This is a genomic window from Moraxella bovoculi 237, assembly GCF_000696305.2.
Classification (GTDB): Bacteria; Pseudomonadota; Gammaproteobacteria; order Pseudomonadales; family Moraxellaceae; genus Moraxella; species Moraxella bovoculi.
Map to the genome: position 1 here is coordinate 1 of NZ_AOMT01000021.1, position 13,713 is coordinate 13,713.

The following is a 13,713-nucleotide window of genomic DNA, read 5'->3' on the forward strand; positions in this document are numbered from 1 at the left end:
AAGGCGGTGTTTGACCCTAATGGGATTATGAATCCCGGCAAAGTCTTTGACATGGATTAATCTTAACGCCATTATCATAAATTCAAATTAATAAAAAATCCTGCCATAACGACAGGATTTTTTTGTTGGGTAGTCAATAGCTGACAGCTAGGCGATTACATCATTCCGCCCATGCCACCCATACCGCCCATGCCAGCACCCATATTAGGGGCTTCTGGGGCAGGTTTGTCGGTAATCATCACTTCGGTAGTGAGCATAAGACCTGCCACGCTGGCGGCGTGTTCTAGGGCAGAGCGAGTTACCTTGGCAGGGTCAAGAATACCCATTTCTAGCATATCGCCATACTGACCTGTGGCAGCGTTGTAGCCGTAGTTGCCAGAGCCGTTTTTGACTTCATTGACAATCACAGATGCTTCATCGCCAGCGTTGGTTACGATTTGGCGAAGTGGGGCTTCCATGGCACGACGTAGGATATTAATACCTGCGTTTTGGTCGTCATTGTCGCCTTTGAGCTCGGCCAATGCAGACAACGCACGTACTAGGGCAACGCCGCCCCCTGGTACGATACCTTCTTCTACCGCCGCACGGGTGGCGTGTAGAGCATCATCAACACGGTCTTTTTTCTCTTTCATTTCGGTTTCGGTGGCAGCACCGACTTTGATGACCGCCACACCGCCAGAGAGTTTGGCAACACGTTCTTGCAGTTTTTCTTTGTCGTAATCAGACGTGGATTCTTCGATTTGACGTTTAATAGATTCAACACGGCTGTCAATTTGAGCCTTGTCGCCTGCTCCGTCCACAATCACGGTGTTTTCTTTGCCAACGGTGGTTTTCTTAGCTGTGCCTAGGTGCTCAAGTGTGGCAGTTTCAAGAGACAGACCCACTTCTTCTGAAATCACGATACCACCTGTCAAAATGGCAATATCTTGGAGCATGGCTTTACGTCTGTCGCCAAAGCCAGGGGCTTTAACAGCACAGGTTTTTAGACCGCCACGCAAGTTGTTTACCACCAAAGTTGCCAACGCTTCATTTTCCACGTCTTCGGCGATGATAAGTAGCGGGCGACTGGTTTGCATGACTTGTTCTAGTAGTGGCACAATCTCACGGATATTGGCAATCTTTTTGTCCACTAGCAGGATGTAAGGATTGTCAAATTCACACGTCAAGCTGTCTTGTTTATTGGCAAAGTAGGGGCTGATATAGCCACGATCAAACTGCATACCCTCAACCACTTCTAGGGTGTCTTCAAAGCCTGAACCCTCTTCTACGGTAATCACGCCTTGCTTACCCACAGTTTTCATCGCCTCACTGATAAGCTCGCCAATCTTGGTATCGGAGTTGGCTGAAATTGAACCCACCTGAGCAATCGCTTTAAAGTCATCGGCAGGGGTGGATAAGGCGTGGATTTGCTCAACCGCAACACGGGTCGCCTTGTCAATACCACGTTTTAAATCCATAGGATTCATGCCAGCAGCGACAGTTTTCATGCCCTCGGTTAGGATAGCTTGGGCAAGTACGGTGGCAGTGGTGGTGCCATCCCCTGCCACGTCATTGGTTTTTGAAGCTACTTCACGGACAAGCTGAGCACCCATGTTTTCAAATTTGTCTTCAAGCTCAATCTCTTTTGCCACACTCACACCGTCTTTAGTGATGGTTGGCGCGCCGAATGACTTATCGATGACTACGTTACGACCTTTTGGGCCTAGGGTAACTTTAACAGCGTTCGCTAGGATGTTTACGCCGTCAATCATTTTTTCGCGGGCGGTTGTGCCAAAACTTACGTCTTTTGCCATGTTTATTCTCTCTTTTAATGTGATTTAATGTAATTTAAGATGGGTTTAATTTATTCCAATACACCCAATACGTCAGCTTCTTTCATAATCAAAAGCTCTTCGCCGTCCACTTTGACGGTTTGACCTGCGTATTGACCAAATAGAACCTTGTCACCAACTTTCACATCCAGCGGACGCACGCCATTGTCAGTCACTTGACCATTGCCCACAGCGATGATTTCGCCTTGTTGTGGTTTTTCTTGGGCAGATCCTGGCAGCAGGATTCCGCCTGCCGTTTTTTGCTCTTCTTCGGTACGGCGTACCACAATACGATCATGTAGAGGACGAATTGACATAAACTTCTCCATTAACTTGTTAGGGATACTGGCAAAACCAGATTGTTTATAAAAATGGTGTTTAGGGGCAAATTTTTCAAGATAATTTTTTTAAAAATTTATCACTCACACAATATCACTTTTTTATCAAACTTGACTTTTGGGTTAAGCGAGTACGGCACCACATAGCCGTTCACGCACGCATTCATGCCCGATAAACTCACGGTATGCCCGTGATAAGGGGTGTAGATGAGCGTATCATCAAAGCGTTTTGCCATATTAACGGCATTGGCAAGCGGTGTGGCAAGGTCTTATTTTTTGGGCGACAAAGAGCAGGTTTGGCGTGTTATCCGTGATAAGCTTTTCATTTAAATCATCGGTCGCTTGCCATTGCCAATAGTAGCAAGCGTCCAGATAGTCATCAGAACGCTCTTTAATATCATCATAACGAGCCTCGTTATCGATGATTTTGGCTTGTTTGATGTAGTCGTCTCGGCTAAGTTTGGGGGCGGAGTCGGCAAAGTTTACAAGGGATAAAGCATCTTTACTAAACCCTTTTTTCACCAAATTCGGACAATCGTAGCTGAGTGTTAAACTCGCCCGTCTCACCCCTGTTAAGCTCGCCAAGCATTGTCATCATGTCCACCCCTGTGTGCTGTATGCAAGCGTCCATATAGGCTTTGGTACTCGTGTTGCCCTGCTCGTCCGTATCTTCCACGCCACCGTAGTCTATGGCAGGGGCAGACAGGGCAACGTCACGGGACATAGCCCAATACGTTAAAATTGAAGAATGCCAAGTAATATCGCCTTGTTTGGCAGACCCACTAATGAGATACAGATAAAAGCACAGTAAAATGGCGATAAGTGCGACGATAAAAATAGTGATATATTTTAAAAATGATTTTAATAATTTTAAAGTCATACAAAACCTACAAACTAACAAAATTTTTAAAAGTTATATGACAACATAAAATGTAACAAAATATGTATAATGATTAGTTTGCTTTATGATAATGGCAAATAAAATATGGTTTGAGAAATTTTTCTCACAAAATGCTACAAATTATCACGCCATCGCCCTTGTAGTTGTAACAAAAAATGTCAATAATAAGCTCATGTTTTAAATTAATTTGCAAAGCAAGAGAGTGATTATGCCTGTATTAAATAAATTTTTCAAAACTGCCACCACTGCCACTGTTGCCACAGGCATTGCCATGGGGGCAACCTTATCTGCCAATGCGACGGATTTATCGGGCTTTTCTGCCACTTATGTGGTCAAAGCAGACGGCAGATCAGGCACAGCGACTCGCACCCTGACTAAATCGGGCAATAACTACAACTATACCGTAAAGGCGTCGGCTGCTCGCATCGCAAGTGTCGATCAGTCGTCTAAGTTTGGTCTGTCAGGCGGCAGAATTCTACCATCGAGCTCATCAATGTCTGTGCGTCTATTTGGCGTGGGTAACACACACAGCATCAAATTTAATAACTCTGCCAAGACAGCTGTTTCAACTTATAAAGGCAAATCGACCACCCTAAAAATGAGCTCTCAGGCCTACGACGATCTAAGCCTAGAAGCCCAAATCCGCCAAGAATTGATTAACGGCAGATTCTCTGGCAACTATCATTTGGTGCGCAAAACCAACATCGATACCGCCAAATTCAAACGCTCAGGCACAAGTAAGCTGACCGTCCCTGCAGGTACTTATAATGTGGTTCGTATTGACCGAGTACATGACGATCGTGACCGTGCGACGAGTTTTTGGTTAGCGCCTAGTCTAAACTACCTACCCGTCAAAGTCAGCCAGACTAACGACGGCAAGACCATCTCTATGGAGCTAACCAAGACGAACTGATCTGATGGGTCAGCTACCAATAAAAACAGCAGGTTTGTCGCCATGCTGTCTTTATTATGTCTGCCTAAGATTATTTGTGCATCGGTGGTAGGCGTTTTAGTAGAATGAACAGATAATAATTAATAAATAACAAGACAATAAACTCTACCAATCGCATCCCCCAGATGCCAGCACTCACCCCTTCGTAATAGCGAATCAGCGCAAGCACGCCTGCCACGCTCAGATATACCAACGTAACAATACTGGCAAAAATCAGCACGTAAGGTGAATTGCCACGCATGATCGCAGGCGTAAATAATAACGCAGGCAACATCGCCAGAATCTGCACAACCACACCATTCATGACATTAACATCTGTTAGCATCATGATAGACAGCGGATAAATGATGATAGCAAGCACCACCCACAGCCACCAGAACAGCTTTAGGCGTTGATGGATGGGCTGGATGGGTTTTTCAACAAATGGTTTTTTCATGAGTGTGTTTTATTAATTGGCTAATTTTTTGGCGATATTGGCAAGGCGTACCCCCTGAGCGATGGCAAGCGCTCGCTCATCTGCCGTCATGGCGAATTCATGAGTCGCGCCTGCGACACTACTCACCCCATAAGGCGTACCGCCGCGATTGGTGCGATTAAGTTCCGCATGCGCATAAGGCAGACCCACCATGAGCATGCCATGATGCAGTAGCGGCACCATCATGGTTAATAACGTCACCTCATTACCTCCATGCATGGTACCACTGCTGGTGAACACACAGGCAGGCTTGCCCTGTAGATCACCCGCCAACCATGACGTCACCGTATTATCCCAAAAATACTTCATGCTGGCGGACATATTTCCAAAATGTGTCGGGCTACCCACCGCCAGGCCTGCACAGCTCGACAGCTCCTCAGCCGTACAATATAAATCTCCCTCATCAGGAATGACAGGTGCCATCTGCTCGGTGACGCTTGAGACCTTAGGCACGCGGCGTATCTTAACCGCTGCACCTGTATTCATCACCCCCTCTGCGATGGCATAGGCGAGTTCTTTGGTGCGGTTGTGATTGGTGTCGTATAGCACTAGGATGTATGAATCAGTCATTATTTATCTTTTTGGGTTATTAAATCTTGAACATTATAGCTTAATTTTAGCAAAATCCACGCATCAAATTTTTAAACCTGCTTAATTTATCTATTTTTTTGCCAAAAACACTTTAAAAATGCGTGATATTTGTTACACTAAGATTCATGAATTTTATTGGATGATTAGCTGAGATTATGATGAATTTTTTAAATAAACTGCCTTTTGCCCATTTTGGATGGTTCATGTATTTACGCCTTTTGGTGCGTCACTTTATTGAAGATGAATGCCAACAAAAAGCCGCCAGCCTAACCTACACCACATTACTTTCCTTAGTGCCGATCTTGACTGTAATCTTAGTGGTGTTCTCTAGCGTGCCTGCACTGTCCGACATGCGCGAACAATTACAGTCGGTCATCTACAGCAACCTCATGCCGTCATCGAGCGAGCAAATCAGCCAATATTTTGATAGCTTCGCCCAAAAATCCAGCAACCTTGGCGTAGTGGGTGTGGTGGGTTTATTCGTCACCACGATGATGACCTTGATGACCATCGAGACCGCATTTAATAAAATTTGGCGCGTCAAAGAACGTTCTGGCGGTGCTTCAAGCATCATTCGTTATTGGGCGCTGATCACGCTAGGGCCCATCGTTCTTGGCGTGGCGTTCGGTGCATCGAGCGCGATTCAGAGCGCGGATTTTTTGAATCGTCAGATTGCAGGCTATGGGATTGATTGGTCGATCTGGGCGTATGTGATTTCTGTGCTGTTTACGATTGCTGGCTTTATTGGCATGTATTGGTTCATCCCAAAAGCACAAGTTCCCTTCAAGAATGCCGCCATCGCAGGCATTGTCTCTGCCATTTTATTTGAGATTCTAAAGGCAGTATTTGGAACCGTCATGTCTAACTTCACCAGTTATGAAGCGATTTATGGTGCGTTTGCCGCCTTGCCTATTTTTCTATTATGGATCTTCTTGTCTTGGAACATCATTCTGCTGGGCGTGGAGATTAGCTACACGCTGACGATTTTTGATAACAAAGAAGTGCCTGTACGCCACCCATTATTAAGCCTGCTTGACATGCTTAACCTAACTTATAAGCGCTACCAAGAAGGCAAAACCGTCAGCGAACACGATCTTCGTCAGGTGCTAGGGCGCAAAGAGCTGCCAAAGTGGAGTCTCTACCTTGATCAGCTAATCGATGCCAAACTCATCACCCGCACCAAGGATGATGAATACCTGCTACAGACAGATCTTAGCAGCATGAGCCTATGGCAGTTCTACAAAACCCTGCCCTACCCGCTCCCAATCAAAGATGAGCTTGACGCCCTAAAAGCAGCAGACTACGACCCTTGGTTCGTTGAGATCTATAAGAACCTTACCAAGATCGAACGTACTGCCAAAGGCGAGCTTGACATGCGACTGTCTGAACTGTTTGATAGCGCGCCCGTACGCAAAAAAGAGGAAATCGTACGCATCACTGATGAAGATGCCAAAGACAAGAGCGATGCGGATGGATTCAAAAAAACCGCCCGCCGCGAAATTAATGAAAATGGCGAATCGTTCATCATCCCAGATGGCAAAGCTGCCTTTACAGAAAGCCGCCTGACTCAAGTCATTCGCCTACTCAAAAAAGCGCGCCATCTGTTTGGCAAAAGCAAGAAAGTCGCCAATGACTTCAAAAACGGCCTAAAATAAATACCCATACACCAATAATAAAGCCCGACCTAAAAATTGGCGGCTTTATTATTGGGTAAAATCAGTCAAAAAAAACTTGCTCTACTTTACCTGTCAATACCTGCCCCAAAAATGGTGTATTTTTACCTGCCGATAGTATGGTGTCTTTACCCACCGTCCAAGACTGATTTGGGTCAATCAGCACCGCCCCGCCAATGGTTTCATAATCTGTAATCCCTGCGATTTTGGCAGGGTTGGTGCAGATTTTCTCAACCAATTGCTCTGCGGTCAAAATACCATCCGCCACGAGTTTACAACCCAATGACACAAAGGTATCAAAGTTACTAATCCCTGCTGCACTCTCGGCAAAGGGGGCTTGTTTGCTACTGCTTGATAGTGGCTCATGATGCGAGCAAATCGCATCAATGGTGCCGTCTCGTAGTCCCTTGATAAGGGCTTGTTGGTCGGTATTGGAGCGAAGTGGGGGTAGGACATAGGCATGGGCGTTATAGCCTTCAATGTCGTCATCGGTCAGGTGCAACTGGTGCATGGCGACATCGCAAGTAATCGGCAAGCCCTTTTGTTTTGCCCAGCGGATGAGTTCCACAGATGTACGGCAGGTGATTTGACTAAAATGAGCAGACAGCCCCGTCTCTTCCACCATAAGGATTTGCTTGGATAAGGCAATGGTCTCGGCAAGCCACGGAATGCCCTGCAAACCATGAAAAGACGCAATGTAGCCGTCATGAGCCACGCCCCCTGCCGACAGGCTCGGCTCGTCAGGATAAAAAAACACTTTCAAATCAAAGGTAGATGCGTATTCTAGTGTACGCAGCATGACTAGGTCATTTTCAAAGCCTTTGGTGGCATTGGTTACGCCAATCGCTCCGCCTTGTTTTAGCCCTGCAAGGTTGGCAGGTTGTTTGCCGTCAAGCCCTGCGGTCAATGCCCCCAAAATGTGCAGATGAATGCCACCGTCCGCCCATGCTTTTTGTTTTAAGCCCTTGAGCAATGAGCCATTTTCTAGCACAGGGTTGGTGTCGGGCGGTAAGACAACGTGCAAAATGCCGTTCATGCGAGCGGTCTTGCCTTCGCTTGATAGCGTGCCATGCGGCTGATGCCCTGGTTCACGCAAACGTCCGCACAAATCTACAATGGGTGGTATCAGCCATTTGCCGTCTGTCGGAACATTATCTAGGTTTGGCGATTGCCAAGTGGGGGGAAGTAGGGTTTTCATAAATTTCTCTTTCACTGATGTTTTTAAAATTAGTAGCCTTGACTTTCTAAAATCTCGTATTGCTCACAGGCATCTTGTTTGCTATTTTTACAGGATTTACTAAACCACTCTTTGGCTTTGATCCGGTTTTTGGCAACACCATCTCCGTTTGCATACATACTTGCCAAATTAAATTGCGCTTTTGGATTACCTTGCAGTGCTGATTTTTGATATAATTCAAAAGCCTTATTCAAATCCTTCTCAACGCTTTCACCCCTTAAATACATTCCTGCAAGATTGTATTGGGCTTTTTCAAAGTCTTGTTGAGCAGATTTAGACCACCATTCTATTGCCTTATTATCATCTTTTTCTACACCACGACCATTTCTATACATATTTCCCAAATTAAACTGAGCCAGCACAAAATTCTGGCTCGCTGATTTGGTATGCCATTCTACCGCTTTGGCATCATCTTGGTGTACACCCAAACCATTATTGTACATCACACCAAGATTAAATTGAGATGTTGCAAACCCTTGATTTGCAAGTTTTTCCGTCCAATAAAATTCATTGATATAATCCTGTTGGTTATGATAATAATCCGCCAAATTTGCCTGAGCCACCACATCGCCATTCTCTGCGTTTTGAATTAAATCCTGTACATCACTGGCAAATACCGATACAGATAATAAAAATCCTGCGGTTAATATTGAAATTTTTTTAAACATAATTTTTCTCTTATTAAATGGTTAAAATGCGGTGCGTATTACACAACCAACAATTTAACCAAATTAAGCCAATGATTTATGCCAAATTTCTCAAACTCTCCTGCCCACGCATTGCCATTGCCATGACCGCCATACGCACCGCAATGCCGTTATTGACCTGCTTTAAAATCACCGATTGACTGCCGTCCGCCACGCCAGACGCTATCTCCACACCACGGTTCATGGGGCCGGGGTGCATGACCAGAGCATTTGGTTTGGCAAGAGCAACACGAGCCTCGGTAATGCCATACATCTTGTAATACTCAGACGTGGACGGCAACAGAGGCGAGCCGATACGCTCATTTTGGATACGCAAGCCGATAATCACATCAGCGTCCGCCACGCCTTTATCAATGTTCTCAAATACCGAGACGTTATACCGCTCAATACCTTTTGGCAAAAGGGTCTTAGGGGCAATCACACGAATATCACGCGCCCCCAAAGTCGTCAATGCCGAGATATCGGAGCGAGCCACACGGCTGTGCTTGATGTCGCCAACAATCGCCACAGACAGCTCATCAAAAGGCTTGTCCGCCTCACGGTAAATCGTGAGCATATCCAGCATGGCTTGGGTGGGGTGGGCGTGCCAGCCGTCCCCTGCATTGATGATGGCAACATTTGGGGTAACTTCGGTCGCCATAAAATGAGCCGCCCCACTTGATGAATGACGCACCACAAACATATCAGCACTCATCGCCTCCAAGTTCCACAGCGTATCACGCAAAGTCTCGCCTTTGGAAGTGGAGGATTTGGCGATGTCAAGATTTAGCACGTTCGCCCCAAGGCGTTTTTGAGCCGCCTCAAAGGTCGTGCGGGTGCGGGTGGAGTTTTCAAAAAACAGATTCATCACCGTCTTACCCGACAGCTCGTCAGTGTTAATAAGCCGTCCATTATCATCAAAATAACTCATCGCCTTATCAATAATCCCTTCAAGCTGTGGGCGTGTCAGCCCCTCAACGCCGATAAAATGGCGAATGGCGGTGTCGTCATTGGGGGTAAGCTGTGGACGGGCAAGGGTTTGGTTTAGGCGGGCGGTGATGTCAGTCATGGATTTTCCTTAGGTGCGTGGTCTTTGGCGAATTAAAAACAAATTAGGTTATTTTATCAAAATTCCATCCCAAACAGCAATGTAAATTTCACGAATCAATCTTACTTAGCATTAAAATATTGCTCATTTGCAACATGAAATTTGGGGTGTTTCATGATAGAATATTTTACATCATATTTATCATCATTATTAAGGAAAAATCATGTCACAGACCACCCTAGCCCAATACCTAGAATCGCACACCACGCCTGCTCTTGCCAGCACCATGACGACACTTGCTACCGCCAGCGTGGCAATCAGCCATCTGCTTGATAGGGGGGCATTGGCAGGCATTCATGGCGAGGCAGGTGGTCAAAACGTACAAGGCGAAGCCCAAAAAAAGCTGGACGTCATCTCTAACGACCTACTGCTAAACGCCCTAATCCATAACCCTAACTGCGCAGGCGTCGCCTCAGAAGAGCTTGACAAGATCAGCCCTGCCAATGATGACGGCACTCTACTGGTTACCTTTGATCCACTTGATGGCTCATCTAACATTGACATCAACATGACAGTGGGGACGATTTTTTCTATTTTGCCTTATCACAGTCAAGGTCAAAAAGCCACCGAAGCCGATTTCCTGCAAAAAGGTGAAAACCAGGTCGCGGCCGGCTACTTCATCTATGGCACATCCACCATGCTTGCGGTTACCTTTGGCAAGGGCGTTGCCATGTTTAGCTTTGATCCCATGACACAGACCTATATCCTGATCAATGATAACGTGCGCATCGGCGAAACCACCGCTGAATATGCCATCAACGCCTCGAATCGCCGTTACTGGCTTGAACCGATTCAGACATACATTGAAGAGCTAACCCAAGGAGACACAGGCGTACGAGCCAAAGACTACAACATGCGCTGGGTGGCAGCGATGATTGCTGATGTGCATCGTATTTTGATTCGCGGCGGGGTGTTTATGTATCCGTTTGACACCAAAATCGCGGGCAAGGCGGGCAAACTTCGTCTGATGTACGAAGCCAACCCGATGAGCTTTATCATCGAGCAAACTGGCGGCGCCAGCACAGACGGCGTACAGCGCATCATGGAAATTACCCCAAGCGAAATTCACCAACGTGTGCCTGTGGTCTTGGGCGCAAAAGAAGAAGTGACCTACGTTAAAGCCTTGCATGAAAAAGCAGGAATCTTAGCAAACGGGGATAAAGCTTAATAAAAAGAACAAAAACCGTAAATTTGGCGGTTTTTTTACCCTATCATGACAAGATCAAATATCCTATTTTGTTTAAATCAAAATTGCCCGCCCATGAATCTAATCACCTCAAAAAATAACCCCACCATCAAACACGCCCATGCTCTACTAACCCACCACCGCACCCGTAAAAAAAGCGGACAGACGGTCATTGAAGGCGTGCATTTGTTTGACGCACTCTTAAAGCAAGGCTTAACCCCCTCAAAGGTCATTCTGTCAGAATCTGCCTTTAAGAATGATGAGGTCACCCCATTGCTCGCTAACATCGCCAAAAAAGACATCATCATGACAAGCAATGCCCTGTATAAAGACATTCGCACGCTCGGGGATGGTGTGGACATCATGGCAATTATTGACACGCCCACACCCACACTTGGCGATGTGGTGGGCGACTGCCTGATTTTAGACGGCTTACAAGACGCTGGCAACATCGGCACGCTCCTACGCACCGCATCAGCAGTCGGAATCACCACCATCATCACCACACCACATACCGCCCATCTGTGGTCGCCTAAATGTTTGCGTGCTGGCATGGGGGCAAACTTCGCCTTAGATATTCATGAGCACATCAGCATTGATGACATCTTAAGTCAAGTCAAAACCCCTTTATATGCCACCAGCAGTCATACCAACAAAGTTATCTACAATCACGATTTGACATCACACATCGCTTGGGTATTGGGGCATGAGGGACAGGGGGTGTCTGATGTTTTTTTACAAAACGCCACGCCCATCGCCCTACCCCAGCCAAATGGTCAAGAGAGTCTGAATGTTGGTGTGGCAGGCTCAATATGTTTTTATGAGATGTTGCGTCAGCGTCAGTTTAACCAAACATTGGATTGTCCATCATGAAACATTTGTCAGTACACAAAATCTTAATGCTGCTCGCCATCTTAGCATCATTGACCGCCATCACACTCATTGCCATTGATGACAGACTCATCAATCAAGATTACACTGCCAGCCATGTCAACAGCCAACATGAAATTACCATAGCTATCATCACTGACCTGCACAGTTGTTTTTATGGCGATGAACAAAAAGAAATCATCACCCCTTTGAAGAATCGTCGTCCCGATATGATTTTGTTAGGTGGCGACATTTATGATGATGATTTGCCCCCGACGCATACGGACATACTGCTTCGCCAACTTACCAAAATTACGCCAAATGTATACTATGTCAATGGCAATCATGAACTGTATCTGCCTGCTGCTGACTATGCCAACATAGAAAATAAAATCAAAAGTTACGGCATTAAGATTTTACACGGTGAAAGCACTGTCCTATCGATTGATGGCAAACCCAGCAACATTCACATTCATGGCGTATCCGATCCTGTTTTTGTCGATAAATTCAACCAAGACTTACGCACCGTCGGAAATCTTGCCAACTCAGATCACATTAATATCCTACTGACTCACCGACCAGAGTACATTAACGATTATCTACAATACCCTTTCGACTTTGTCGTCAGTGGGCATGCACACGGCGGTCAATGGCGCATTCCCCACATACTCAATGGACTGTTTGCTCCAGATCAAGGACTATTTCCAAAATATGCCGGAGGAAGCTACCATTTTGATAATCAACAATCACACAGCCATCACACTCAATTCATCGTCAGTCGTGGACTGGCCAAAGAATCCACACGCTTGATACCCAGAATATTTAATCGTCCAGAGTTGGTATTCTTAACCATTCCCAACGGTTAGGTTAAATAAAATCCCCATTGAGTCATGGGGATTTTTATTCAGATGCTCAATGCCCATCATAGTTTTGCAGTCAGCTCTGGCAATGCCGTGAAGATGTCCGCTTCTAGGAAATAATCGGCCACTTGAGCGATTGGCGCTTCTGGGTCGTTATTAATAGCAACGATGGTCTTAGAGTCTTTCATGCCTGCCAGATGTTGAATCGCACCTGAGATACCCGCTGCGATATATAAGCTTGGCGCGACGATTTTACCAGTCTGACCAACTTGTAGATCATTTGGTACGAAGCCTGCATCCACAGCTGCACGGCTAGCACCAACCGCAGCACCCAGCTTGTCCGCCAAAGGCTCGATGTATTTGGTAAAATTCTCACCACTTGCCAATGCACGACCACCAGAGACGACGATATTAGCAGAAGTCAGCTCTGGACGGTCAGACTTAGCCAGCTCTTCTTTAACGAAGGTTGATTTGCCCGCATCACTGCCTGCGCTCACGCTCTCAACCGCTGCACTGCCGCCAGTCGCTGCCGCTGCATCAAAAGCAGTGCCACGCACGCTAAGCACAACTTTATCTTCAGAAGTCTGCACAGTTGCGATCGCATTACCTGCGTAAATCGGACGCTCAAAGGTCTTCGCATCGATCACAGCCGTGATGTCAGATACCATGCTAACATCTAATAGCGCTGCCACACGTGGCAAGAAATTCTTGCCTGTCGTAGTTGCAGGGGCGATGATGTGTGTATAGCCACCCGCCAACTCAACAACCAATGGCGCAACGTTCTCTGCCAATTGATGGGCAAAGGCAGCATTATCAGCAAGCAAAACTTTGCTCACGCCTGCCACTTGAGCTGCGCTGTCCGCGACAGCTCGGGCATTGGCGCCTGCCACCAATACATGCACATCACTATCAATCTTGGTAGCGGCAGTAATGGTTGATAAAGTAGCAGATTTTAATTCGGTATTATCATGTTCAGCATAAACTAGTACGGTCATGGTTTTATCCTTTTAGCAATTTTATAATAC

Annotated in this window: 17 protein-coding genes; 6 read left to right on the forward strand and 11 right to left on the reverse strand. The window is 46.2% G+C overall.

The window, feature by feature from the left end; genetic code table 11:
• Nucleotides 1-60: FAD-linked oxidase C-terminal domain-containing protein (locus tag MBO_RS10315; protein WP_152545101.1), on the forward strand; the 60-nt coding region annotated here is incomplete at its 5' end.
• A 95-nt stretch (nucleotides 61-155) separates the two neighbouring features.
• Here MBO_RS10315 and groL read toward each other — a convergent pair.
• From groL to MBO_RS04190, 5 genes are all read right to left on the reverse strand, one after another.
• Nucleotides 156-1,793 (reverse strand): chaperonin GroEL, encoded by a 1,638-nt coding sequence (gene groL / locus MBO_RS04170; RefSeq protein WP_036364132.1) that lies wholly within the window; start codon nucleotides 1,791-1,793, stop codon nucleotides 156-158.
• A gap of 50 nt (nucleotides 1,794-1,843) precedes the next feature.
• Nucleotides 1,844-2,128 carry a co-chaperone GroES gene (locus tag MBO_RS04175; protein WP_036364135.1) on the reverse strand — a complete coding sequence of 95 codons (285 nt, stop codon included), beginning with the start codon at nucleotides 2,126-2,128 and terminating at the stop codon, nucleotides 1,844-1,846.
• A gap of 101 nt (nucleotides 2,129-2,229) precedes the next feature.
• Nucleotides 2,230-2,385 carry a hypothetical protein gene (locus MBO_RS04180; RefSeq protein ID WP_080702187.1) on the reverse strand — a complete coding sequence of 52 codons (156 nt, stop codon included), beginning with the start codon at nucleotides 2,383-2,385 and terminating at the stop codon, nucleotides 2,230-2,232.
• 1 nt (nucleotide 2,386) lies between these two features.
• Nucleotides 2,387-2,671: a hypothetical protein gene (locus MBO_RS04185; RefSeq protein ID WP_152545100.1), complete on the reverse strand. Its 285-nt coding sequence runs from the start codon at nucleotides 2,669-2,671 to the stop codon at nucleotides 2,387-2,389.
• Nucleotides 2,655-3,029, reverse strand: a complete 375-nt coding sequence (locus MBO_RS04190) for a hypothetical protein (RefSeq protein ID WP_036364141.1) — start codon at nucleotides 3,027-3,029, stop codon at nucleotides 2,655-2,657. Before MBO_RS04190 ends, MBO_RS04185 begins: the two co-directional genes overlap by 17 nt.
• Before the next feature lie 292 nt (nucleotides 3,030-3,321).
• Here MBO_RS04190 and MBO_RS04195 point away from each other — a divergent pair, with 292 nt between their 5' ends.
• Nucleotides 3,322-3,963 (forward strand): DUF3108 domain-containing protein, encoded by a 642-nt coding sequence (locus tag MBO_RS04195; protein WP_036364403.1) that lies wholly within the window; start codon nucleotides 3,322-3,324, stop codon nucleotides 3,961-3,963.
• A 70-nt stretch (nucleotides 3,964-4,033) separates the two neighbouring features.
• Here the strand turns inward: MBO_RS04195 and MBO_RS04200 are convergent, their stop codons facing one another.
• On the reverse strand, nucleotides 4,034-4,438 hold the full coding sequence (locus MBO_RS04200) for a hypothetical protein (RefSeq protein ID WP_036364146.1): 405 nt from the start codon (nucleotides 4,436-4,438) through the stop codon (nucleotides 4,034-4,036).
• 12 nt (nucleotides 4,439-4,450) lie between these two features.
• Entirely contained in the window at nucleotides 4,451-5,047 is a 597-nt protein-coding gene (wrbA, locus tag MBO_RS04205) for an NAD(P)H:quinone oxidoreductase (protein WP_036364150.1), read from the reverse strand.
• Between the two features lie 176 nt (nucleotides 5,048-5,223).
• Here wrbA and MBO_RS04210 point away from each other — a divergent pair, with 176 nt between their 5' ends.
• The gene (locus tag MBO_RS04210; RefSeq protein WP_036364155.1) at nucleotides 5,224-6,723 is read left to right on the forward strand and encodes a YihY family inner membrane protein; all 1,500 of its coding nucleotides are present in this window, start codon (nucleotides 5,224-5,226) and stop codon (nucleotides 6,721-6,723) included.
• Between the two features lie 61 nt (nucleotides 6,724-6,784).
• On the opposite strand, the gene MBO_RS04215 is transcribed toward MBO_RS04210, so the two are convergent.
• From MBO_RS04215 to MBO_RS04225, 3 genes are all read right to left on the reverse strand, one after another.
• Nucleotides 6,785-7,939, reverse strand: coding sequence for a dihydroorotase (locus MBO_RS04215; RefSeq protein WP_036364161.1), 1,155 nt, complete (start codon nucleotides 7,937-7,939; stop codon nucleotides 6,785-6,787).
• Between the two features lie 29 nt (nucleotides 7,940-7,968).
• Nucleotides 7,969-8,646, reverse strand: coding sequence for a tetratricopeptide repeat protein (locus MBO_RS04220; protein ID WP_046698559.1), 678 nt, complete (start codon nucleotides 8,644-8,646; stop codon nucleotides 7,969-7,971).
• Between the two features lie 76 nt (nucleotides 8,647-8,722).
• Entirely contained in the window at nucleotides 8,723-9,733 is a 1,011-nt protein-coding gene (locus MBO_RS04225) for an aspartate carbamoyltransferase catalytic subunit (protein WP_036364170.1), read from the reverse strand.
• A 202-nt stretch (nucleotides 9,734-9,935) separates the two neighbouring features.
• Between MBO_RS04225 and MBO_RS04230 the strand changes: the two genes are divergently transcribed.
• The 3 genes from MBO_RS04230 (at nucleotide 9,936) to MBO_RS04240 (ending at nucleotide 12,694) form a co-directional block, all read left to right on the forward strand.
• Nucleotides 9,936-10,940 (forward strand): class 1 fructose-bisphosphatase, encoded by a 1,005-nt coding sequence (locus MBO_RS04230; RefSeq protein WP_036364174.1) that lies wholly within the window; start codon nucleotides 9,936-9,938, stop codon nucleotides 10,938-10,940.
• Between the two features lie 93 nt (nucleotides 10,941-11,033).
• A complete protein-coding gene (locus MBO_RS04235; RefSeq protein WP_036364177.1) occupies nucleotides 11,034-11,831 on the forward strand; it encodes a TrmH family RNA methyltransferase in 798 nt (265 codons plus the stop codon).
• Nucleotides 11,828-12,694: a metallophosphoesterase gene (locus MBO_RS04240; protein ID WP_036364182.1), complete on the forward strand. Its 867-nt coding sequence runs from the start codon at nucleotides 11,828-11,830 to the stop codon at nucleotides 12,692-12,694. The genes MBO_RS04235 and MBO_RS04240 overlap by 4 nt, the downstream gene beginning before the upstream one ends.
• A 56-nt stretch (nucleotides 12,695-12,750) precedes the next feature.
• Here the strand turns inward: MBO_RS04240 and MBO_RS04245 are convergent, their stop codons facing one another.
• Entirely contained in the window at nucleotides 12,751-13,683 is a 933-nt protein-coding gene (locus MBO_RS04245; RefSeq protein ID WP_036364186.1) for an electron transfer flavoprotein subunit alpha/FixB family protein, read from the reverse strand.
• Nucleotides 13,684-13,713 lie beyond the last annotated feature (30 nt).